The organism is Streptomyces sp. NPDC030838, assembly GCF_055572035.1.
In genome coordinates this window covers 39,024-59,934 of sequence record NZ_JBVIED010000006.1, presented here as the reverse complement: position 1 = coordinate 59,934, position 20,911 = coordinate 39,024, and the positions used below count along the sequence as shown (strand labels likewise).

Sequence of the window (20,911 nt, the reverse complement as noted above, 5' to 3'; positions counted from 1 at the left end):
GCTTCGCACGGCCGGGTCCTTCCACGGCCGACGGTCACCCTATACCGGCGCCCCGAACGGTCAGACGCCGACCGCCTCCTCGGCCTCTTCCTCAGCCTCCTCGGCCTCGCGCACCGCGGGGATCGCCTGACCGGTCCTGCCCCGCTCGTACGCGCCCGCGACCGCCGTGACGACGACTCCCGCCGCCAGCCAGGCGATCAGCGTCCCCACGGTGCGCCCCAGTCCGTCGCCGTCGAAGTACAGCAGGCTGCGGGTGCCCTCGACGAAACCGGCGCCGTTCCAGAAGGCGTGCAGGGTGCCGAAGAAGCCGTTCTGCAGCTCGGGCCGGAACAGCCCGCCGGAGCTGGTGAAGTTGAGCATCACGAACAGCACCATCATGGCGAGCGTGGTCCAGCGCTTGAGGAAGGTGTGCAGGCCGACGCCGATGAGCAGGATGCCCGCCGAGTAGAGCCAGGCCAGCCCCCAGACCCCGGCGAGGTCGTGGTGGGCGAGGTGGAAGACGGGCCCGGCGAGCAGCGCGCCGATACCGCTGACCACGACGGAGACGCCGAGCGTCAGCAGCGCCCGCAGGCGCATCGGCAGGGCGCCGCCCACGCCGCCGAGCACGGCCACCGAGGCGTAGGAGCCGATGCTGACCGCGATCATCAGGAAGAACAGGCCCTGTCCGGTGGGGTCGTCGTCGACCGGCGTGGCCACGTCGGTCACCTTCAGCGGGACGCCCTGGCGTTCGGCGACGGGCGTGAAGACCTTCTCCACCGCCATGGCGCCCATGTCGGAGGCGGCGGTGGCGACGATGACCTCGGGCGTCCTCGCGTCCGGGACGTAGGCGCCGGTGATGTCCCGGGACTTCAGCAGGCCGACGGCCCGTTCCCGGTCGGGGACGGTCCGTACGTCGAGCGCGTCGCCCGCCTCGTCCTCGACCGACTGGGCGAACGCCTTGGCGTCGGCACCGGTGCCGACGACGGCGACGGGCAGGTGGTTCGGCTCGGGGGTCACGAAGGCCCCCATGTACGCGAGCCCCATGCCCACGCACATCAGCAGCGGTGTGATCAGGTGCGTGAGCACATGGCGCAGCGCGGGTGACCGCATGCCCGGATCCTCCTTCGGTCCGCCAAGCCGTCCGAAGACTGGTTGGCATATACAACTTTCACTTCAAGTTGTACTATACAACTAGATCCGCGAGGGAGGTCCCGTGACAGCAGCCGAGGCCGTGGAGGCCATCCAGCGCGAGATGACGGCCTTCGCCCGCCGCGCCCGCGCCTCGGCGGGGCGCATGCATCCGGAGCTGTCGCTCGTCTCGTACACCCTGCTCGGCCATCTGGAGGAGCGCGGCGGCTGCCGCGCCGCCGACCTGGCCGCGCACTACGCCCTGGACAAGTCCACCGTCAGCCGCCAGGTGGCCGCCCTGGAACGGGCCGGGCTGATCGAGCGGCGGCTCGACCCGGACGACCACCGGGTGCAGGTGCTGCATCTCACCGACACCGGCCGCCGGCTCCTCGCCCAGGTCACCGAGAGCCGCCGGGCGGCGTTCCGGGAGCGGCTGGCGGACTGGCCGGAGGAGGATCTGACCCGGTTCGCGGAGTATCTGATCCGCTACAACGCCTGGACACCGCCGGACGCCGAAGACGCCTGACCGGGCCGGACGGGGCGTCCGTCACGATCACCCCCCGGGCGTCGGAGCCCGCACCACCTGCACGTACGGTTGAACCATGAACGTCACCCGAGGCTTCACCGGACGCCCGCGCGTCCACCGTCCGGGCCTGCCGCCCGGACAGTACGACGCGGGCGACGACTGGCCCGTCCTGTCCGCCGAGGTCACCCCCGACCTCGCCGCCGCCGACTGGACCTTCCGCGTCGACGGGCTGGTCGAGGAACCCCGCACCTGGAGCTGGGAGCAGGCGCACGCGCTGCCCGGTTCGGAGTACGAGGGCGACATCCACTGCGTGACGAGCTGGTCGAAGTTCGGGGTGCGCTTCGGGGGCGTGTCGGTGGACACGTTCCTGGAGGCCGTACGGCCGCTCCCGTCCGCCACGCACGCGGTCGCCTACTCCCACACCGGGTACACCACCAACCTGCCGCTGACCGACCTGACCGGCGGGAAGGCGTGGATCGCCTTCACCTACGACGGACAGCCGCTCGCCCCCGAGCACGGCGGCCCGGCGCGGCTGCTGGTGCCGCACCTGTACTTCTGGAAGAGCGCCAAGTGGATCGCGGGCCTGAGCATCCTCGACCACGACGAGCCCGGCTTCTGGGAGCAGAACGGCTATCACGCGCGGGGCAACCCGTGGGAGGAGCAGCGGTACTCCGGTGACTGAGACCTTCACTCCCCCGACCCGGTTCGCCATCCCCGGCCGGATCGCCGTGACCCACCAGGGCGCGAACGTCTGGCAGACCGCCACCCTCACCGAGATCCGCCGGGAGACTCCGCGCGCCGCCACCTTCCGGTTCGCGGTGCCCGCCTGGGTGGGCCATGTCCCCGGCCAGCATCTCCAGCTGCGGCTGACGGCCGAGGACGGGTACTTCGCCCAGCGCCACTACTCGCTGGCGTCCGCGCCCGACGACTCCGGGCACATCGAGCTGACCCTGGACCACGTCGAGGGCGGCGAGGTCTCCGGCTGGTTCCACACCGAGGCCCGGCCCGGCGACCGGGTCGAGGTGCGCGGCCCGGTCAGCGGGTTCTTCGCCTGGCCCGGCGACCGGCCCGCCCTGCTGATCGGCGCCGGCTCCGGCGTCGTACCGCTGATGTCGATGGTCCGGCACCACCGGGCGCGGGGGCTCGACGTCCCGCTGCGGCTGCTGGTGTCCGCGCGCAGCCCCGAGGAGCTGATCTACGCGCGGGAGTACGGCGCCGAGACCACCCCCGTGTTCACCCGGAGCGCCCCGCCGGGCGTGCCCCTGGGCCGGATGACGGCCGCGCACCTGGAGCCGGTCCTGGCCGAGCAGCCGCCGGGCGGCTGGGAGGCCTACATCTGCGGTTCCAACGCCTTCGCCGAGCACGCCTCCCGGCTGCTCGTGGCGGCCGGACAGCCGGTGGACCGGATCCGCATCGAACGCTTCGGCTGAGCCTGCCGGGCACGGCCCGCTCGCACTCTGCGTGAACGAACCCCACCGGACGGGGTACGAGATGCATAGGGGTACTCGCACGCGAACGCGGCGAGGAGGCGAGATGCGAACCCGGATGCGCGGCTGGCGCTGGCGGAGCAATCCGCTGCGGCGCCGGTCGGACGTCGTGGAGGCGTGGACGGTGCTGGTCGTCGCCGTCCTGCTGGTGCTGGGCGCCCCGCTGGCCGGGGTGGGCGCGGCCTGGTGGGGGTACCAGGACGCGCGGTCGACGGCGGCCGAGCAGCGCGCGGAGCGGGAGCGGGTGCGCGTCGAGGTGGTCGGCCGCAGCCCCGACTCGCTGCCCGCGCTGCAGGGCGGCCGTGAGTACGCGTACCGGGCGACCGTGCGCTGGGCCGACCCCGCCGGGGGCGAGCGGACGGCGGTCGCGCGGGTTCCGGCGGGCACCGAGGCGGGCGCGAAGGTCGACGTGTGGTTCGACGAGCGAGGCCACAGTGTGCCTCCGCCGCTGGACGGCAGCGCGATCTGGCAGCACACCGTCGCCATGGGCGTGTGCGCGACGGGCGCCGCGGCCGGGGTGGTGCTGCTCGGCCACGCGGTGGTCCGCCGGACGGCGACCCGCCACCGGCTGGCCGAGTGGGAACGGGAGTGGGCGCGCACCGAGCCGGAGTGGACCCGGCGGCGGGCGTGAGCGACCGCCAAGGGCAGGCTTTGTTCGGGGTACCGGACCGAGTCCGAAATTCGGACCAAGGTCTGGCGATCGATCGTCACGCGACCGTACCGTGGCTGATCATCAATGGCCCTTTCACAAAAGGCGGTCCTCCATGGCCTTGTTCGACCTCCCGCTCGACGAACTGCGCGAGTACCGCAGTGCCTCCACCGAGCCCGAGGACTTCGACGCCTTCTGGTCCAAGACCCTCCAAGAGGCGCGCGAGCACGACCTGGACGTCCGGTTCGAGCCCGTCGACACGGGGCTGTCCACCGTGCGGGTGTACGACGTGGCGTTCGCCGGGTTCGGCGGCCACCCGGTGAAGGGGTGGCTGGTACTGCCCGCCGACGCGGACGAACCGCTGCCGCTGGTGGTGGAGTTCGTCGGCTACGGCGGCGGGCGCGGACTGCCGCACGAGCACCTGCTGTGGGCCTCGACCGGCCGGGCGCACTTCGTGATGGACACCCGCGGCCAGGGCAGCGCCTGGGGCGGCGGGGGCGGCACCGCCGACCCGGTGGGCGGCGCCCCCGCCTACCCCGGTTTCATGACCCGGGGCATCGACGCGCCGGAGAACTACTACTACCGCCGGGTGTTCACGGACGCCGTACGCGCCGTCGAGGCGGCCCGCTCGCATCCGCTGACCGACGCCTCCCGTACCGTCGCGCTCGGCGCCAGCCAGGGCGGCGGCATCACCATCGCGGTGGGCGGGCTGGTGCCCGACCTGGTGGCGATCGCGCCGGACGTGCCGTTCCTGTGCGACTACCCGCGCGCGACCACCCTGACGGACCGCCACCCGTACCGGGAGGTCGGCCTCTACCTCAAGACGCACCGCGGCCGCGCCGAGGACGCCCTGCGCACCCTGTCCTACTTCGACGGTGTGCACTTCGCCGCCCGCGGCCGGGCGCCGGCGCTGTTCTCGGCGGCACTGGAGGATCAGACCTGCCCGCCCTCGACCGTCTTCGCGGCGTTCAACGCCTGGGCGCACGACGACAAGGCCATCGAGGTGTACGACTTCAACGACCACGAGGGCGGCGGGCCGTACCAGGACCGGGCCAGGATGCGCTGGCTGCGGTCGTACGCCTGATCCCGCGGCGGCCGGTCTCGCCGGTGGCCGATGTCAGGGGCGTCCACTTCCCTCCGGTCCGACCAGTCGGTATGTTCGGCGCGCCCGGCCGCAGCAGCGCGCGCCGGGCGTGTCGACGGACGACGGAGGGTGCATGTCCGAGCGAGAGCCGGCGATCCACGGCCACTGCGACAGCCGCTTCACGGCGGTGCGCACGGCGTTCGAGGAGAACTTCCGCGACCGCGGCGAACTGGGCGCCGCGGTCGCCGTCAGGGTCGACGGGGTACCGGTGGTCGATCTGTGGGGCGGCTGGGCGGACCCCGGCCGCACCCGCCCCTGGGAGCGCGACACCCTGGTCAACGTCTGGTCCACCACCAAGGGGCCGGTGGCGCTGTGCGCCCACCTCCTCGCCGACCGGGGACTGCTCGACCTCGACGCCCCGGTGGCCGCCTACTGGCCGGAATTCGCCGCGGCGGGCAAGGAGCGGGTGCTCGTCCGGCATCTGCTCTCCCACCGGGCCGGACTGTCCGGCCCGCGCGAGCCGCACTCCTTCGCGCAGCTGTGCGACTGGGAGCTGACGACCCGGCGGCTCGCGGCCATGGCGCCCTGGTGGGAGCCGGGCACCCGGTCCGGCTATCACGCCCTGACCTTCGGGCATCTGGTCGGCGAGGTGGTGCGCCGGGTCTCCGGGCTGCTGCCGGGCGCCTTCCTGGAGCGGGAGGTGACCGGGCCGCTCGGCATCGACTTCACCATCGGCCTGCCGGAGAAGGAGGCCGGGCGCGCCGCCGGCCTGGTGCACGCGCCGGCCGCCCCGCGCAGCGAACAGGCGGCGGTGTTCGGCCAGTTGGCACCCGCCGCGCTGGCCGCGCTGACCAACCCGGCGGTGGGGGCGAAGGAGGCCAATACACCCGAGTGGCGGGCCGCCGAGATACCCGCCGCCAACGGCCACGGCACCGCCCGCGCGGTCGCGGACCTGTACGGCATCCTCGCGGGCCGGGGCGCCCTCGGCGGGCACCGCGTGCTGTCCGCCGACGCGGCCGAGCGGGTGCGCGAGGGTCAGGGCGCCTGCCGGGACCTGGTGCTCGACGCCGGGCTCGACCGGGAGACGGAGATCGGGCTCGGCCTGTGGCTGAGCGGCACGAACGGCTCGTACGGGCCGAACCCGCGCGCCTTCGGCCATGACGGCTTCGGCGGCTCCTGCGGGCTCGCGGACCCGGAGGCGGGGATCTCGCTGGGTTACGTGATGAACCGCATGGGCCCGCACATCGCCGACGACCCGCGGAAGATGGCCCTGGTGGAGGCCCTGTTCAGCGCTCTGTGACGCACGGGGAAGGGCGGTCCGGGCGGTGCGGTTTCGGCCGAACCGCCGGGCCGCCCTTCCCTGCTGGTTTAGACCAATGCTAGAGATGGTGGCGCAATGAGCCCGCATGGCTACGGCACGTCACCAACAGGAGGGCGCGGCATGGCCCGCACCACCCCGCACGACCACCCGCAGACCGCCGAGCGGCCTGCCCACCGGACCGACGACCGGCCCCTGTACTGGCGGATCGCCGCCGAGTTGCTGGGCGAGCTGCGCGCCGGCATCATCCCGCCCGGCGAACGGCTGCCCGGCGAACGGCAGCTGGCCGAGCACTTCCGGGTCAGCCGGGAGACCGTACGGCAGGCGCTCGACGTCCTGCGCCGCGACGGCCTGGTCGCCACCGACCGGCGGGGCAGCCACGCCACCCTGCCCGGTCCGCCGGTCGAGCATCCGACGTCGCTCGCCTTCCCGGTCGGCGCCCGCCGCCCGGCGGACCCGCGCGCCGTCGACCGGGCCACCGTGACCTGGGAGGCCCCGCCGCCCGGGCACGCCGAGGCCCTGGGGCTCGCCCCGCACCGGCCGACCCTGGTGCACCGCTACGAGTCGGCCGGCGCCGACGGCCGGGGCCGGCGCACCGCCGTGACGTCCTTCTCCGCCGTGGCGCTCGCCGAGGTCGAGGAGCTGGGCCGCTACCGCGACCGCGCCGACGGCACCTCCTCGGCCCAGCTGCGGCGCGCGTACGACTGGATGCGCCGGGCCGGTCTGACCCTGCACCACCGGGACACCATCACCCGGATCCCGGACGCGTCCTCGGTCCGGGTGACCCGGCTGGTGCAGGACCAGTACGCCCGGCCGCTGGAGATCACCGACCTCGTCGTGGACGCCCACCAGGACGCGCTGGTCTACGAGTTCACCCTGCCCGCGGCGGTCTGACCCGGCCCCGCCGCGCCGCTACGGGAGCCGTCGGGCCGCCACCAGCCGGACCCGTGGGCTCCCGTCCCGCCGGTGCCCGAACTCCGGCAGGGCGTACAGCTCCACGGCGAACCCGGCGCGCTCCAGCTCGCCGTGGACCCGGCCGAGCCCGAAGGTCCGGTAGTACATGACGAACGGCGGCCGCCAGAGGGCGTTGCGCACCCGCATCACCGCGTCGAAGCCCAGCAGCATCCAGGAGGCGAGCGAGCCGGGCCGGGGCGGGGCGACGACCGGGAAGACGAAGCGGCCACCCGGCCGCAGCACACCGCGGACCTGGGCGAACAGCCCCGGCAGTTCGGCCGGCAGGAAGTGCCCGAACGCCCCGAAGCTGACCACGAGGTCGAAGACCGGCCCGAAGGGCAGCGCGCGGGCGTCCGCGCGGACCCAGGAGACCCGCGGTCCGCCCTCCGGGGACCGGACCTGCCGCCGGGCCATCTCCAGCATGCCCGCGCTGAAGTCGACCCCGGTGGCGCTCCGCGCGCACACCCGGGACAGCACTCCGACACCCGCCCCGGTGCCGCAGCACAGGTCGAGCCCGTCCTCGAAGGGCCCGATCCGGCCCAGCGCCGCGGTCACCGCCTCCAGGACGGAGTCCGGGGTGCGGAACGGGGTGTGGTCGAACTTCGGCGCGAGCAGGTCGTAGCCGCGCTCGACCGACGACAGCGCCTGGACGGCGAGTTCGCGGAGGCTGGGACCTTCGGGGCTGAACATCCGCGCCAGCTTACGGGGTCGGGATCACGGGGTCAGGTCGCCGGGGCGGACGCGGTAGACCTGGAGGCGCAGGTCGTAGTACTTGGTCGTCTCGCCGACCCACTGCATGCCGAGGCGTTTCGCGGTGGCGACCGCGCGCTGGTTGGCGGGCCGGGCCACGGCGAACAGCTCGTCGGTGTCCTGGGTGAACGCCCAGCCGATCAGCGCCCGGGCGGCCTCGCTCGCATAGCCCTGGCCCCAGGCTTCGGGGGCCAGCTGCCAGCTCACCTCCAGGTCGTCCTCGTACGGCGGCAGCAGCCGGATGCCGAGGCCGCCGACGACCGTGCCGTCGTCCCGGCGCTGCACCGCCCAGCGGCCCCGGGGCGGCACCAGGTTCGGCCCGCTCTCCTGCCAGGCCTGGAGCAGGCAGCGCATGGCGGCCACGTCGCGGACGCGCTCCATCGCCGGGGTGAGCCAGTGGGCGACGTCCGGGGAGCCGTAGATCTCCAGGGCGGCGTCGGCGTCGTCGACGGTCCAGTCACGGATGATCAGCCGGTCGGTGGTCAGCGCGGTGTCCATGGTCCGATGTGTACCGCGTCCGGGGCGCGAGCGCCCTGCCGGGCGTGCGTCCGGGACGGGCTGCGTGCAGTTGCCTCATCGCCGTACGTGGTACAGTACCGATGGTACTTGTGTACGCCCCGTCGTGGGCGCCGGTACCGGTTCTCTGTTTTCTTTCCTTTTCTCCCACCTCTGTTCGCCTGAGGTGTGTCCCCGCCGCCCCAGGGCGCGCTGTGCGCCCGTCTCCTCCGCGCGGCTTCTTCCTTCCCTCCGCATGCTTTCCGTCCGTGTCCTCGAAAGGACCCACCACGTGACCACCACTCTCGAACCTCCCGTCCAGCAGCAGTCCCCGGCCGCCCAGGCCGTCACCGGCGTCCTCGACGTCGACGCGAGCGGGAAGGGCCGGCTGCGCGCCGAGCACTGTCTGCCGTCGCCCGAGGACCCGCAGGTCCCGGCCGCGCTGATGCGCCGGTACGGGCTGCGCAAGGGCGACCTCGTCGACGGCGTCGGCGGCGCACGGGGCGCGCTGACCGGCGTCGCACACGTCAACGGCCGAACGCCCGGCGAACTGCGCGGCCGGCCCCACTTCCACGACCTCACTCCGCTGCACCCGCACCGGCGGCTGCGCCTCGAGCACCCGGCGGCCGGGCTCACCGGACGGCTCGCCGACCTGATCACACCGGTCGGCAAGGGGCAGCGCGGGCTGATCGTGGCCCCGCCGAAGACCGGCAAGACCGTCCTGCTCCAGCAGACCGCGGCGGCGATCGCCGGGAACCACCCCGAGTGCCGGCTCATGGTCGTCCTGCTCGACGAACGCCCCGAGGAGGTCACCGACATGCGGCGCTCGGTGCGCGGCGAGGTGTACGCCTCGACCTTCGACCGGCCGCCCCGGCAGCACATCGCCCTCGCCGAACTCGTCGTCGAGCGGGCCAGGCGGCTCGTCGAGCAGGGCGAGGACGTGGTGATCCTGCTCGACTCGCTGACCCGGCTGTGCCGGGCGTACAACAACGCGGCCTCCTCCGGCGGGCGCACCCTCAGCGGGGGTGTCGACGCGGCCGCGCTGACCGGCCCCAAGCGGTTCTTCGGGGCGGCCCGCCAGGCGGAGGAGGGCGGTTCGCTCACCATCCTCGCGACGGCGCTGGTGGAGACCGGCTCCCGGGCCGACGAGTACTTCTTCGAGGAGCTCAAGAGCACCGGCAACATGGAGCTCCGGCTCGACCGCGAGCTCGCCGCCCGCCGCGTCTTCCCGGCCGTCTCCCTCACCGCCTCCGGCACCCGCCGCGAGGAACTGCTCCTCTCCCCCGCCGAGTTGACGGCCGCCCGCGGCCTGCGCCGGGCCCTGCGGTCCCGGGACGCGGCGACCGACCTGGAGACCCTGCTGCAGCGGATGCGCGAGACCCCGGACAACGCGACGTTCCTGCGGCGCGTCCAGCCGACGCTCCCGTCCGGCTAGGGGAAGCGTGTGGCATCCGGGTGCACACCTACGGCGAATGGCCCAGTCAGCGCGAGGCGCACCGGAAGCGTTTCTACGTTGATCGTATGACGATCGGATTCTCATCCCGGATGACCGTGTCGGTGTGCGGTGTCTGTCTGGCGGGCGCCCTGGCCCTCGCGCCCGTCGCGGCGGCCGCCCCGGCCGGCACCGACCCCGGCGCGCCGGGCGGCCCGCGGGCGGCGGCCCCGCAGCCCTCGCTGCTGTACCGGCCGGGCACCCACGTCCGGCCGCGCGCCGGGGCGCCTGAGGTCCCGGACGTCTCCGCGCGGGCCTGGCTGGTGGCCGACGCCGGCACCGGCGAGGTGCTCGCCGCGCACGACGCGCACCGCAAGCTGCCGCCCGCGAGCACGCTCAAGACCCTCTTCGCGCTCACCGTGCTGCCGGTGCTGCCCGGCGGCATCCGGCACCGGGTCGAGCCGGACGAGCTCGCGGACGTCGGCGAGGGCAGCAGCCTGGTCGGGGTCGCCGAGGGCCGCACCTACCGGGTCGCCGATCTGTGGCGCGGGGTCTTCCTCAGCTCCGGCAACGACGCGGTGCGCGTGCTCGCCACACTCAACGGGGGCTGGCGGACGACCGCGCAGCGGATGCAGGCCAAGGCGCGTGCGCTGGGGGCGCTCGACACCCGCGTGCTGTCGCCCGACGGGTACGACGCGCCGGGCCAGGTGTCCTCGGCGTACGACCTGGCGGTGTTCGGGCGCGCCGGGCTGCGCAACGCGGACTTCACGCGGTACTGCGGCACGGCCGAGGCCCGGTTCCCGGACGGCGGCGGATGGGCGTACCCGATCCAGAACACCAACCGGCTGCTCACCGGCGCCGACGGCGTCGAGCGGTATCCGGGGCTGATCGGCGTCAAGAACGGCTACACCAGCAACGCGGGCCACACCCTGGTCGCCGCGGCGCGCAAGGGCAAGCGGACTCTCGTGGTGACGGTGCTGAACCCGCGGGAGGGCGACGGGTTCGCCGTCTACGAGGAGGCTCGCTCGCTGCTCGACTGGGGGTTCGACGCGGCCGGCCGGGTGGACCCGGTGGGCTCGCTGGACGCCCTGCGGGCCCGGCCGAGGCCGGGGCCCGACGTCGTACCGGCCGCCGCGGCCGCCGCCCCCGACCCCGGGCCGGGCTGGGCCGAGGGGGCGGCGATCGCGGCCGCCGCGGGGCTGGGCGCCGGGGCGGTCGCGCTGGCGCTGCGGCTTCTGTTCGGCCGTACGGCACGGGAGTGACCGGCCGGCAGCCACAGCAGCAGACCGAGGGTGATCCAGGTGTAGGCGTTGCTGCCGAGGAAGCCGTCGACGCCGGACGCGTCGTGGAACCACAGCCACACCACGCTCGTGCACAGCACCGCGTACAGGGCGCCCGCCAGGCGCGCCCGTCCGGCGCGGACCAGCACGGCGAACGCCGGCAGCAGCCACACGAGATGGTGCACCCAGGTGACCGGGCTGACCAGACAGGCCGTCAGCCCGGTCAGCGCGAAGGCGGCGGGCCAGTCCCCCGCCGCGACCGCCCGGCGGGAGCGCCACGCCCACACGCCGAGCACCAGCAGCACGGCCACCGCCCACACGCCGTGGCCGGTGAGGCCGAGGCGGGCCAGGACGCCCTGCACCGACTGGTTGGAGACGTAGTCGAGCCGGCCCACCCGGCCGGTGTCCCACAGTCCCCGCGTCCAGTAGAAGCGGGACGCGTCCGGTGCCGGCCACGCGGCGAACGCGGTAGCGCCCGCGGCCACTCCCGTCGCCAGCGCTGCGGCCCGGCCACGGCGGGCGAGCAGCAGCAGGCCGATGAAGAGCGCGGGCGTCAGCTTGATCGCCGCGGCGAGCCCGATGCCGATACCGGCGAGGCGTTCCCGCCCCGTGGCCAGCAGCCAGGCGTCGCCCAGCACCAGCGCCAGCAGGACCAGATTGACCTGGCCGAAACTGACGGTGTCGCGGACCGGCTCGTACAGCGCGAGCGCACAGGCGGCCAGGGCGCAGCCGTACCAGCCGTAGCGGCGCCACGCCGTGCCGGTCAGCAGGCGCAGGCTCACGGCGAGGGCGGCCAGGTTCAGCAGCAGGGCGATCACGACGGCGGTGCCCATCCCCACCAGGGCCATCGGCAGCATGGCGACGGCGGCGAAGGGCGGATAGGTGAAGCCGTACGGTGTGCCCGGCACCCGGTAGTCGTAGAGGCTGCCGCCGTCGTGGATCCAGTGGTGCACCGCCCCGTGGTAGACGCGCAGGTCGAACCAGTCGCGCAGCAGCGGCACGGTCGCGGTGAAGACGGTCACGGCGGTGGCGAGGGCGAGGACGAGCAGCAGTCGTCCGCGGTCGGTGCGGGGCAGGCTCATGCGGTGCGCCCCAGGACCGGGGCCTGCGCCGCCTGGTGGGCCTGCCACAGGACGACCACGGCGAGGACACCGCCGGAGACGGCCAGCAGCAGCTGGCCGAGGTCCGCCGGGCCGCCGCTGGGCAGCACGGCAAGGGCGAGTACGCAGGTCACGGCGGCCACCCGGTGCCGTACCGAGGTGCTGGGGGCCGCCGCGGCGATGAGGAACAGGCCCCACAACGCGTACCAGGGGCGGATCGCCGGTCCGAACGCGGCCACCGCGGCGAGGCTCAGCCCGAGCGCGTACACCGGGCGCGGACGCAGCCGCAGCCAGACGAAGAGCAGGACGGCCGCCGTCAGGGCGAGGCCGAGCGCGTGCCAGGCGGGGACGGCGAGCGGGGCCAGATCGCTGCCGAGGCGTTCCAGCAGGGCGGCGGTGGCCCGGCCGAGCAGGCTGGTGAGCGCCCAGTTGTGCGGGGAGACAGGGGTGTTGAGGGCGGCTATCCAGCCGTAACCGGTGCCTGCGGCGGCCGTGGCGGCGATGGTGGTGGTGGCCGTGGTCAGGCCGGTCGTCAGTACGGCGCGGGCGGGGTGGTGTCCGATGCGTGCCTGGAGGACGACGACGGCTGCCAGGCCGAGTATCGCGGGCGCCTTGACCAGCGCGGCAAGGGTGATGAGGACGGTGCCCAGGACCGGCCTGCGGCCGAGCGCCGCGACCAGGCCCACGCCGAGCAGCCCCAGCATCATCGCGTCGTTGTGGGCCCCGGCCACCAGGTGCAGCAGCACCAGCGGGTTGAGCGCGCCGAGCCACAGCGCGGCCGCCGGGTCGGCACCGCTGTGCCGGGCGAGCCGGGGCAGCGCCGCCGCCATCAGTGCGACGCCGAGCAGGGCGACCAGGCGCATCCCCAGCAGACCGGCGGGGAGTTCGCCGCCGGTCAGGCCGGAGAGCGCGGACGCGACGGCCAGGAACACCGGCCCGTACGGGGCCGCGGTGTGCCGCCACAGCGGGGCCACCTCGTCGGCCAGTGGACCGCCGAGGGCGGACGGGCCGTGGGCGTACACGTCGATCCGCGCGTCGACCATGGCGCCCTGCGCGAGATAGCTGTAGACGTCCCGGCTGAACAGTGGCGGGGCCAGCAGGAGGGGCGCCGCCCAGACGGCGAGGACGAGAAGGAGGGCCCGTGGGGTGGGCGGTTCGGGGCCGCGGAGCAGTCGGCCGAGCAGCGCCCAGGCGGCGATCAGCAGGACGACGCCGAAGTAGACGCCGACCACGCCGAGCGCGGCGCCGGGCGACGCGGGTGACAGTACCTCGCGGACCGGCAGGGCTCCGGCCGTCTCACCGCCCAGGGCGAGGATGGCGGTGCCGGCCAGTCCCAGGATCTGGCAGCGGCGGAGATCGACGGAGGAAGCCTTGGCCAACACTGGGGCAGTGTGTCGAGGTGGGGTGGCCGGAAAGTTACCGGTGGGTGCCCATTCGTTGCCGGGTGCGGGTCGTGGGGCTCGGCCGAGCGCCCCGTCAGAACACCGACAAGCCCGTCAGTGTGGTGAACCGGTCCAGGGCCGCCACTCCCGCCACCGAGTTGCCGCGCTCGTCGAGCCCGGGGCTCCAGACGCACAGGGTGCAGCGGCCCGGGACGACCGCGATGATGCCGCCGCCGACCCCGCTCTTGCCGGGCAGGCCGACGCGGTACGCGAAGTCGCCCGCCGCGTCGTACGTGCCGCACGTCAGCATGACCGCGTTGACCTGCTTGGCCTGGCTGCGGGTCAGCAGCCGGGAGCCGTCGGCGCGGACACCGTGCCGGGCCAGGAAGGCGGTGGCGCGGGCCAGGTCGGCGCAGGACGCCCGCAGCGAGCACTGGCGGAAGTACTGGTCGAGCAGTTCCGGGACCGGGTTGTCGATGTTGCCGTACGACGCCATGAAGTGGGCGAGGGCCGCGTTGCGGTCGCCGTGCGCGGCCTCGGAGGCGGCGACCTCCTCGTCGTACGACAGCTCCGGGTTGCCGGACTCGGCGCGCAGGAAGTCCAGGAGGGTGCCCGCCGCGTCCCCGGTACGGGTGTGCAGGCGGTCGGTGACGACGAGCGCGCCCGCGTTGATGAACGGGTTGCGGGGGATGCCGTTCTCGTACTCCAACTGGACCAGCGAGTTGAACGGGTTGCCGGAGGGCTCGCGACCCACGTGCTCCCAGAGTTCGTCGCCCTCGCGGGCCAGGTCGAGGGCGAGGGTGAAGACCTTGGTGACGGACTGCGTGGAGAACGGCTCGCGCCAGTCCCCCACGCCGTACACCGTGCCGTCCAGTTCCGCGACGGCCATGCCGAAGCGGCGTGGGTCGGCTGCGGCGAGTGCCGGGATGTAGTCGGCGGACCGGCCGCGGCCGGGTGTGCGCTCGATCTCCTCGGCGATGCGCTCCAGGACCGGCTGGAAGGTCATCGACGACGTCATGATCACCATTGTGCCTCCCGGCCGATCCTGGTGCGCATTCGGTGTGTCCGTCCGGATCTCGCAGGTCAGACGATGGGCGAGCCGTTGCCCGCGACGACCTCGGGCCGCAGCAGGGCGGCCAGCTTCTCCTCCGGCAACAGGCCCTTCTCCAGGACGAGTTCGGCCACGCCCCGGCCCGTGGCGAGCGCTTCCTTGGCGATGTCGGTGGCGGCCGTGTACCCGATGTGCGGGTTCAGGGCGGTGACCAGGCCGATGGAGTTCTCCACGCTGGCGCGCAGGACCTCGGTGTTGGCGGTGATTCCGGAGACGCAGCGTTCGGCGAGGGTGACGCAGGCGTTGCGCAGGTGGGTGATGCTCTCCGAGAGGGAGTGCAGGATGATCGGCTCGAAGGCGTTGAGCTGGAGCTGGCCCGCCTCGGCGGCCATGGTGATGGTGACGTCGTTGCCGATCACCTCGAAGGCGACCTGGTTGACGACCTCGGGGATCACCGGGTTGACCTTGCCGGGCATGATGGACGAGCCTGCCTGTACGGGCGGGAGGTTGATCTCGCCGAGGCCGGCGCGCGGGCCGGAGGAGAGCAGGCGGAGGTCGTTGCAGCTCTTGGAGAGCTTGACGGCGATGCGCTTGAGGACGCCGGACATCTGGACGAACGCGCCGCAGTCCTGGGTGGCTTCGACGAGGTTCGCGGCGGTGACCAGGGGGAGGCCGGTGATGTCGGAGAGGTGGCGGCGGGCCGACTCGGCGTAGCCGAGGGGTGCGTTGAGGCCGGTGCCGATGGCGGTCGCGCCGAGGTTGATCTCGTGGATCAGCTCGACGGCCTCGGCGAGGCGGCTGCGGTCCTCGTCGAGCATGACGGCGTACGCGGAGAACTCCTGGCCCAGCGTCATCGGTACGGCATCCTGGAGCTGGGTGCGGCCCATCTTCAGGACGTCGCGGAACTCCACGGCCTTGCGGGCGAAGGCGTCCTGGAGGACGGACATCGCCTTGAGCAGGCCGCGGACCGCGAAGACCGTGGCAATCTTGACGGCGGTGGGGTAGACGTCGTTGGTCGACTGGCCGAGGTTGACGTCCTCGTTGGGGTGCAGGTGCTCGTACTGGCCCTTTTCGTGGCCCAGGAGCTCCAGTGCGCGGTTCGCGACGACCTCGTTGGCGTTCATGTTGGTGGAGGTGCCGGCGCCGCCCTGTATGACGTCCACCACGAACTGGTCGTGCAGCTCGCCGGCGCGGATCTCGCGGCAGGCGGCGACGATCGCGGCGGCCTTCTTCGGGTCCAGCAGGCCCAGCTCCTCGTTGGCGAGGGCGGCGGCCTCCTTGACGGCGGCGAGGGCGGTGATCAGGTGGGGGTACGCGGAGATCGGGGTGCCGGTGATCGCGAAGTTCTCGGTGGCGCGGAGGGTGTGGACGCCCCAGTAGGCGTCGGCGGGGACGTCGCGGTCGCCGAGGAGGTCGTGTTCGCTGCGGGTGGCGGCGGTCATGGTGCCTGGGTCCTCTTTCAGAGGGTGGTGGGGTGTGGTGAGTGTCGGGTGGTGGGTGGCGGGGCGTGCCTGCGGCGGCCTCCGCCGGTGCGTCGTGGTGTGCGTCGCGCCCGGTGCGGGGGGTGGGTCGGGGCCGCGGGGGGGGGGGGGGGGGGGGGGGGGGGGGGGGGGGGGGGGGGGGGGGGGGGGGGGGGGCCCCCCCCCCCCCGCCACGTCCCCTGCTCGCCGTACGCGGGTGCGGGACGTCTCGCCTTGCTGCGTTGCGTCTGGCCGCGCAGGCAGCTGCTTCAGGCCGCGGCCGTCACGGGGTCCAGCGCCCGGGCCGGGCGGACCTCGCCTACCGGGGTGCCGCCGCCTAGCAGGGGCTCGCCGGCGAACTCGGTGAGCAGGGCGGGGTCGACGCCGGCGCGGGCGAGGGCCGCGGCGGCGACGGGGATGCGAGCGCGGTTCGCGCCGTCAGCGATCTTGACGGCGATCGCGCGGCCGTCGGGCAGCGCGGCGACCTGGACCCCCTCGAAGCCGTCCTTGGCGAGGAGGCCGGGGACGGCCCGCATCAGCGCGGCGACGTCCCGGCCGGAGCCGGAGGCCATCTCCGCGTGGTCGCGCATGGCGTCGGCCACGCGGGCCTCGGGGGTGCCGGGCGCGGCGGTGGTGATCCGGGCGGCGGCGCGGGCGAGGCCGTGCAGGGAGACGGAGAACAGCGGGGCGCCGCAGCCGTCGACGGTGACGGCTGCGATCCGCTGGCCGGTCAGGTCCTCCACGATCTCGGCGATCGCCTGCTGGAGGGGGTGGGCCGGGTCGAGGTAGTCGTCCAGGGACCAGCCGTTGAGCTTGCAGGTGTAGAGCATGGCCGCGTGCTTGCCGGAGCAGTTCTGGGCGAGCCGGGAGGGCAGGCGGTTCTGCTGGATCCAGGCGTCCCGTACGACGGGGTCGAACGGCATGTCCGGCGTGTTGCGCAGGTGGTCCTCGGTGAGCCCGGCCAGTTCCAGGATCCGCCGGGTGCCGGCGAGGTGGCGTTCCTCGCCGGAGTGGCTGGCGGCGGTGAGGGAGAGCAGTTCGCCGTCGAGCGGGAGGCCGGCACGTGCCATGGCGACGGCCTGGACCGGCTTGAGTGCCGAGCGCGGGTAGAAGGCCGCCTCGATGTCGCCGAGCTGGAAGGTGACCTGGCCGTCGGTGTCGAGGACGACGACGGAGCCGTAGTGGATGCCCTCGACGACCCCGCCGCGGATGAGGTGGGCGACGGGGGCGTGGAGGGGCTCGCGGACGAGGGGTGCGTCCGCGACGGAACTGCTGTACATCACTGCCTGGTTCTGTGGTGGGTGGGTGTCGGCCGGGGCGTGGTTCACGCGTCGGCCTTGGTTCCGATCCGGCCGCGGATGGCGTACCAGCCCGCGACCAGGGCTGCGACGATCAGCGGCAGACACAGCACGGTGGTGCGTCCGGCGCCGCCGTCGGCGTACATGAGGACCAGGACGGAGGCGAGGAACGCCAGCGTCACGATCTCGGTCCAGGGGGAGCCCGGCAGGCGGTAGCCGGGGCGGTCCAGCTCGCCCTGCTGGGTCTTCTTCCAGAAGAGGAGGTGGCAGATCATGATCATGCCCCAGGTGGCGAGGATGCCGATCGCGGCGAAGTTCAGCACGATCTCGAACGCCTCGGCCGGGACGACGAAGTTGAGGCCGACGCCCAGGACGCAGAAGCCGCTGGTGAGCAGGATGCCGCCGTAGGGGACCTTGCTGCGGCTCATGACGCTCGTGAACTTGGGGGCGGAACCGGCCATCGCCATGGAGCGCAGGATGCGGCCGGTGGAGTACAGGCCCGAGTTGAGGGAGGACATCGCGGCTGTGAGGACGACCAGGTTCATGATGCCGCCGGCGGCCGGGACGCCGATGTTGGAGAGCACGGTGACGAAGGGGCTCTCCCCCGCCTTGTACGACGACCAGGGCAGCAGCATGGAGAGGAGGACGACCGAGCCGACGTAGAAGAGGCCCACGCGCCACATGATCGAGTTGATCGCCTTCGGCATGATCTTCTCGGGGTTCTCGGTCTCACCGGCGGCCACGCCGACCAGTTCGACGGAGGCGTAGGCGAAGACGACTCCCTGGACGATCAGAAGCATGGGCAGCAGGCCGTTGGGGAAGATGCCGCCGTTGTCGGTGATCAGGGACGGGCCGGGGGTGTGGCCGTCGACGGGGTGCTGGGTGACCAGCAGGAAGATGCCGATGCACATGAAGACGACGAGCGCGCCGACCTTGACGATCGCGAACCAGAACTCCAGTTCGCCGAAGATCTTCACCGAGATCAGGTTCACGGTGAGGACGACGGCGAGTGCGATGAGGGCCAGGACCCACTGGGGGATGTCGGAGAACATGCCCCAGTAGTGGGTGTACGTGGCCACCGCGGTGATGTCGGCGATGCCGGTGGTCGCCCAGTTGAGGAAGTACATCCAGCCCGCGGTGTACGCGCCCTTCTCGCCCATGAACTCGCGGGCGTACGACACGAAGGCGCCGGAGGAGGGGCGGTAGAGGACCAGTTCGCCCAGGGCTCGGACGACGAGGAAGGCGAAGATGCCGCAGACCGCGTAGGCGATGAAGAGGGACGGGCCCGCGTCGGCGAGGCGGCCGCCCGCGCCGAGGAAGAGGCCGGTGCCGATGGCGCCGCCGATGGCGATCATGTTGACGTGGCGGGACTTGAGGGACTTGCTGTAGCCCTCGTCTCCGGCGTCGACATGGGTGGAACGTTTCTGCACACCGGTGTGCGCCGTCTGCACCTCATCGTGCAGGGACTGCTCGCTCACGCCTCGGGTCCGCCTTCCATGGGGGTGTCCGTGCGCGCGGGGCGCACGATGTGGGTGAGGGTGGTCTCGACGCGGTCGAGGTGGTGCGACATCGCCTCGACGGCGTCGTGCTCGGAACCGTCGATCAGCGCCTCGACGATGGCCCGGTGCTCGCGGTTGGACTGCTCGCGCCGGCCGCCGAGTTCGTTCAGGAACGCGGACTGGCGGGCGAGGGCGTCGCGGATCTCCTCGATCACCCGGCGGAACACCGGGTTCTGGGCGGCCTCGGCCACGGCCAGATGGAAGAGGGTGTCCATCGCGACCCACGCGGTGGTGTCGGTCTCCCGTTCCATACGGTCCAGGAGGTGGGCGAGGTGATCGAGGTTCTCCGGGGTGCGGCGCAGCGCCGCGTAGCCGGCGACCGGGATCTCGACGTGGCGGCGCACTTCCAGCAGGTCGCTGGCCGCGTAGTCGCCGAAGGTGGGGTCCTCGACGCTGTTCGCCACCACGAAGGTGCCCTTGCCGGTCTTGGCCACCGTCAGGCCGAGCGCCTGGAGGGCGCGCAGTGCCTCGCGCAGCACGGGGCGGGAGACCTCGAGGGTGCGGCACAGCTCCGCCTCGGAGGGCAGCTTGTCGCCGATCGCGTACTCGCCGCGCTCGATGGCGCCGCGAAGGTGGCCGAGCACCGCTTCCATGGCGCTGACGCGCCGCGGGCCCGGACCACCTGTCTGGCTGTCTGACAGGTTCACGGTGGTCGATCCTGCGGGTAACGCGAGGGGCCTGTCAAGGGAAGTGAAAGGAAAGTTTCAGGGGGGTGGGGCGGTGAGGTGTCGGCTTTCAGGTGCGGGAGGCTATCCGGGCATGGTCTGCGCCAGCGCCACGCCCGCGAACGCCGCCCCCAGACCGGCCACCACGCTCGCCACGACGTTGACCGCGGCGTGCAGCCGTGCCCCGGTCTCGACGAGGCGCAGGGTCTCGTAGGAGAAGGTCGAGTACGTCGTCAGGGCGCCGCACAGGCCCGTGCCGAGGAAGAGCCGCAGGGGGGAGTCGGCGGCTCCGGCGGCGGTCGCGCCGGTCAGCAGGCCGAGGACCAGGCAGCCGGTGACGTTGACCGCGAAGGTGCCCCAGGGGAAGACCGAGTCGTGGCGGGACTGCACCGCGCGGTCGGTGAGATAGCGCAGCGGGGCGCCGATCATGCCGCCGACGACGACCAGCAGCCAGTTCACGGGTCCTCCTCGCGGGCGGAGTGCCGGACGATCTCGCATGTGTCGAGGGTCACCAGGCCCTCGGTGACCAGCTCGTCCAGGTGCGGCAGGAAGGCCCGCACCCGGTCCTCGGTGTCCACGATCACGACGGCCACCGGTAGGTCCTCGCTCAGCGACAGCAGCCGGGAGGTGTGCACCAGGGAGGAGGCGCCGAAGCCCTCGATCCCGCGGAAGACACTCGCGCCGGCGAGGCCCGCCGCGTGCGCCCTGTGCACGATCTCCGAGTACAGGGGCCGGTGGTGCCAGGTGTCGTTCTCGCCGACGAGGACGGTCAGGCGCAGGGCGCGGCCGGTCGGTCGGGTCATCGCTGCCTCCCGGTGAGGAGCCGCCGGGCCCCGGTGGCCGCGAGCCACACGGCGGCGAGGGCCGCGAGCAGGGTCGCGGCGAGGTAGGCGAACGCCGTGAGGAGACGGCCGGCGTCGATCAGTCGCTGGATGTCGACGGCGTACGTCGAGAAGGTGGTGAAGCCGCCGAGCACGCCGGTACCGAAGAAGGGGCGGACCAGGGGGTGGGCGGGGCGGATCTCGGTGACGGTCACCAGGAAGACGCCGATCACCGCGCAGCCGACGATGTTGACCCAGAAGGTCGCCCAGGGGAATCCGTCCGGTGCGGCGGGCCACCACAGGGACGCCGCGTAGCGGGCGGTGGCGCCGATGCCTCCGCCGACCGCGACCACGGCGACCACCGGGGCCTGGCCGCGCCGGGCGGACCGCCGGCGTACCGGGGTGGCGGGGAGCACGGTGCCGCTGTCGGTGTCCGGGGCTGTCATGGTCGTACGTCTCCTACTCGCCTGGGCCCGGGCATGCGGGCGCCGCC

Annotated in this window: 21 protein-coding genes and 1 pseudogene; 9 read left to right on the top strand and 13 right to left on the bottom strand. The window is 73.3% G+C overall.

Annotated elements, in window-relative coordinates; translation table 11 throughout:
* Positions 1-60: 60 nt before the first annotated feature.
* On the bottom strand, positions 61-1,089 hold the full coding sequence (locus ACZ42A_RS17865; RefSeq protein ID WP_468528157.1) for a hypothetical protein: 1,029 nt from the start codon (positions 1,087-1,089) through the stop codon (positions 61-63).
* 103 nt (positions 1,090-1,192) lie between these two features.
* On the opposite strand from ACZ42A_RS17865, the gene ACZ42A_RS17860 reads away from it, so the two are divergent.
* From ACZ42A_RS17860 to ACZ42A_RS17830, 7 genes are all read left to right on the top strand, one after another.
* Entirely contained in the window at positions 1,193-1,633 is a 441-nt protein-coding gene (locus ACZ42A_RS17860) for a MarR family winged helix-turn-helix transcriptional regulator (protein WP_468528156.1), read from the top strand.
* A gap of 76 nt (positions 1,634-1,709) precedes the next feature.
* A complete protein-coding gene (locus ACZ42A_RS17855) occupies positions 1,710-2,315 on the top strand; it encodes a sulfite oxidase-like oxidoreductase (protein ID WP_468528155.1) in 606 nt (201 codons plus the stop codon).
* A complete protein-coding gene (locus ACZ42A_RS17850) occupies positions 2,308-3,063 on the top strand; it encodes a ferredoxin reductase (RefSeq protein WP_468528154.1) in 756 nt (251 codons plus the stop codon). The genes ACZ42A_RS17855 and ACZ42A_RS17850 overlap by 8 nt, the downstream gene beginning before the upstream one ends.
* Positions 3,064-3,166: 103 nt before the next feature.
* The gene (locus ACZ42A_RS17845; protein ID WP_468528153.1) at positions 3,167-3,751 is read left to right on the top strand and encodes an Rv1733c family protein; all 585 of its coding nucleotides are present in this window, start codon (positions 3,167-3,169) and stop codon (positions 3,749-3,751) included.
* A gap of 133 nt (positions 3,752-3,884) precedes the next feature.
* Entirely contained in the window at positions 3,885-4,853 is a 969-nt protein-coding gene (locus ACZ42A_RS17840) for an acetylxylan esterase (RefSeq protein ID WP_468528152.1), read from the top strand.
* 133 nt (positions 4,854-4,986) lie between these two features.
* Positions 4,987-6,153 (top strand): serine hydrolase domain-containing protein, encoded by a 1,167-nt coding sequence (locus tag ACZ42A_RS17835; RefSeq protein ID WP_468528151.1) that lies wholly within the window; start codon positions 4,987-4,989, stop codon positions 6,151-6,153.
* A gap of 141 nt (positions 6,154-6,294) precedes the next feature.
* Positions 6,295-7,065, top strand: a complete 771-nt coding sequence (locus tag ACZ42A_RS17830) for a winged helix-turn-helix domain-containing protein (protein ID WP_468528150.1) — start codon at positions 6,295-6,297, stop codon at positions 7,063-7,065.
* 18 nt (positions 7,066-7,083) lie between these two features.
* Here the strand turns inward: ACZ42A_RS17830 and ACZ42A_RS17825 are convergent, their stop codons facing one another.
* Together ACZ42A_RS17825 and ACZ42A_RS17820 are read right to left on the bottom strand one after the other, a co-directional pair.
* Positions 7,084-7,815 (bottom strand): class I SAM-dependent methyltransferase, encoded by a 732-nt coding sequence (locus ACZ42A_RS17825; RefSeq protein WP_468528149.1) that lies wholly within the window; start codon positions 7,813-7,815, stop codon positions 7,084-7,086.
* 24 nt (positions 7,816-7,839) lie between these two features.
* Positions 7,840-8,373 carry a GNAT family N-acetyltransferase gene (locus ACZ42A_RS17820; RefSeq protein ID WP_468528148.1) on the bottom strand — a complete coding sequence of 178 codons (534 nt, stop codon included), beginning with the start codon at positions 8,371-8,373 and terminating at the stop codon, positions 7,840-7,842.
* Positions 8,374-8,626: 253 nt separating this feature from the next.
* Between ACZ42A_RS17820 and rho the strand changes: the two genes are divergently transcribed.
* Positions 8,627-9,805 carry a transcription termination factor Rho gene (rho, locus tag ACZ42A_RS17815; protein ID WP_468528147.1) on the top strand — a complete coding sequence of 393 codons (1,179 nt, stop codon included), beginning with the start codon at positions 8,627-8,629 and terminating at the stop codon, positions 9,803-9,805.
* A gap of 86 nt (positions 9,806-9,891) precedes the next feature.
* Positions 9,892-10,773, top strand: a pseudogene (locus tag ACZ42A_RS17810) (D-alanyl-D-alanine carboxypeptidase family protein); the annotation flags it as partial.
* 38 nt (positions 10,774-10,811) lie between these two features.
* Here the strand turns inward: ACZ42A_RS17810 and ACZ42A_RS17805 are convergent.
* The 10 genes from ACZ42A_RS17805 to crcB (ACZ42A_RS17760) all read right to left on the bottom strand — a co-directional run bounded on the left by ACZ42A_RS17805 (position 10,812) and on the right by crcB (ACZ42A_RS17760) (position 20,864).
* Positions 10,812-12,164 carry a glycosyltransferase 87 family protein gene (locus tag ACZ42A_RS17805; RefSeq protein ID WP_468528146.1) on the bottom strand — a complete coding sequence of 451 codons (1,353 nt, stop codon included), beginning with the start codon at positions 12,162-12,164 and terminating at the stop codon, positions 10,812-10,814.
* Positions 12,161-13,564, bottom strand: coding sequence for a polyprenol phosphomannose-dependent alpha 1,6 mannosyltransferase MptB (gene mptB / locus ACZ42A_RS17800; protein ID WP_468528145.1), 1,404 nt, complete (start codon positions 13,562-13,564; stop codon positions 12,161-12,163). Before mptB ends, ACZ42A_RS17805 begins: the two co-directional genes overlap by 4 nt.
* Before the next feature lie 94 nt (positions 13,565-13,658).
* Positions 13,659-14,591, bottom strand: coding sequence for a glutaminase (locus ACZ42A_RS17795; protein ID WP_468528144.1), 933 nt, complete (start codon positions 14,589-14,591; stop codon positions 13,659-13,661).
* 56 nt (positions 14,592-14,647) lie between these two features.
* Positions 14,648-16,057, bottom strand: a complete 1,410-nt coding sequence (gene aspA, locus ACZ42A_RS17790; RefSeq protein WP_468528143.1) for an aspartate ammonia-lyase — start codon at positions 16,055-16,057, stop codon at positions 14,648-14,650.
* Positions 16,058-16,344: 287 nt separating this feature from the next.
* Positions 16,345-17,355: an asparaginase gene (locus tag ACZ42A_RS17785; protein WP_468528142.1), complete on the bottom strand. Its 1,011-nt coding sequence runs from the start codon at positions 17,353-17,355 to the stop codon at positions 16,345-16,347.
* A gap of 44 nt (positions 17,356-17,399) precedes the next feature.
* Positions 17,400-18,851: an amino acid permease gene (locus ACZ42A_RS17780; protein ID WP_468528141.1), complete on the bottom strand. Its 1,452-nt coding sequence runs from the start codon at positions 18,849-18,851 to the stop codon at positions 17,400-17,402.
* The gene (locus ACZ42A_RS17775; RefSeq protein ID WP_468528443.1) at positions 18,848-19,525 is read right to left on the bottom strand and encodes a FadR/GntR family transcriptional regulator; all 678 of its coding nucleotides are present in this window, start codon (positions 19,523-19,525) and stop codon (positions 18,848-18,850) included. Before ACZ42A_RS17775 ends, ACZ42A_RS17780 begins: the two co-directional genes overlap by 4 nt.
* 156 nt (positions 19,526-19,681) lie before the next feature.
* Positions 19,682-20,056 carry a fluoride efflux transporter CrcB gene (gene crcB, locus ACZ42A_RS17770; protein WP_468528140.1) on the bottom strand — a complete coding sequence of 125 codons (375 nt, stop codon included), beginning with the start codon at positions 20,054-20,056 and terminating at the stop codon, positions 19,682-19,684.
* Positions 20,053-20,400 carry a DUF190 domain-containing protein gene (locus ACZ42A_RS17765; protein ID WP_468528139.1) on the bottom strand — a complete coding sequence of 116 codons (348 nt, stop codon included), beginning with the start codon at positions 20,398-20,400 and terminating at the stop codon, positions 20,053-20,055. Before ACZ42A_RS17765 ends, crcB (ACZ42A_RS17770) begins: the two co-directional genes overlap by 4 nt.
* Entirely contained in the window at positions 20,397-20,864 is a 468-nt protein-coding gene (gene crcB, locus ACZ42A_RS17760; protein WP_468528138.1) for a fluoride efflux transporter CrcB, read from the bottom strand. The genes ACZ42A_RS17765 and crcB (ACZ42A_RS17760) overlap by 4 nt, the downstream gene beginning before the upstream one ends.
* Positions 20,865-20,911: the final 47 nt, after the last annotated feature.

Excerpts from the sequence above, each read along its gene's own strand:
- ACZ42A_RS17865 (WP_468528157.1), bottom strand. The coding sequence starts at position 1,089 with ATGCGGTCACCCGCGCTGCGCCATGTGCTCACGCACCTGATCACACCG.
- ACZ42A_RS17855 (WP_468528155.1), top strand. The coding sequence starts at position 1,710 with ATGAACGTCACCCGAGGCTTCACCGGACGCCCGCGCGTCCACCGTCCG.
- ACZ42A_RS17845 (WP_468528153.1), top strand. The coding sequence starts at position 3,167 with ATGCGAACCCGGATGCGCGGCTGGCGCTGGCGGAGCAATCCGCTGCGG.
- ACZ42A_RS17840 (WP_468528152.1), top strand. The coding sequence starts at position 3,885 with ATGGCCTTGTTCGACCTCCCGCTCGACGAACTGCGCGAGTACCGCAGT.
- ACZ42A_RS17835 (WP_468528151.1), top strand. The coding sequence starts at position 4,987 with ATGTCCGAGCGAGAGCCGGCGATCCACGGCCACTGCGACAGCCGCTTC.
- ACZ42A_RS17830 (WP_468528150.1), top strand. The coding sequence starts at position 6,295 with ATGGCCCGCACCACCCCGCACGACCACCCGCAGACCGCCGAGCGGCCT.
- ACZ42A_RS17825 (WP_468528149.1), bottom strand. The coding sequence starts at position 7,815 with ATGTTCAGCCCCGAAGGTCCCAGCCTCCGCGAACTCGCCGTCCAGGCG.
- ACZ42A_RS17820 (WP_468528148.1), bottom strand. The coding sequence starts at position 8,373 with ATGGACACCGCGCTGACCACCGACCGGCTGATCATCCGTGACTGGACC.
- rho (WP_468528147.1), top strand. The coding sequence starts at position 8,627 with ATGCTTTCCGTCCGTGTCCTCGAAAGGACCCACCACGTGACCACCACT.
- ACZ42A_RS17805 (WP_468528146.1), bottom strand. The coding sequence starts at position 12,164 with ATGAGCCTGCCCCGCACCGACCGCGGACGACTGCTGCTCGTCCTCGCC.
- ACZ42A_RS17795 (WP_468528144.1), bottom strand. The coding sequence starts at position 14,591 with ATGGTGATCATGACGTCGTCGATGACCTTCCAGCCGGTCCTGGAGCGC.
- aspA (WP_468528143.1), bottom strand. The coding sequence starts at position 16,057 with ATGACCGCCGCCACCCGCAGCGAACACGACCTCCTCGGCGACCGCGAC.
- ACZ42A_RS17785 (WP_468528142.1), bottom strand. The coding sequence starts at position 17,355 with ATGTACAGCAGTTCCGTCGCGGACGCACCCCTCGTCCGCGAGCCCCTC.
- ACZ42A_RS17775 (WP_468528443.1), bottom strand. The coding sequence starts at position 19,525 with ATGGAAGCGGTGCTCGGCCACCTTCGCGGCGCCATCGAGCGCGGCGAG.
- ACZ42A_RS17765 (WP_468528139.1), bottom strand. The coding sequence starts at position 20,400 with ATGACCCGACCGACCGGCCGCGCCCTGCGCCTGACCGTCCTCGTCGGC.
- crcB (WP_468528138.1), bottom strand. The coding sequence starts at position 20,864 with ATGACAGCCCCGGACACCGACAGCGGCACCGTGCTCCCCGCCACCCCG.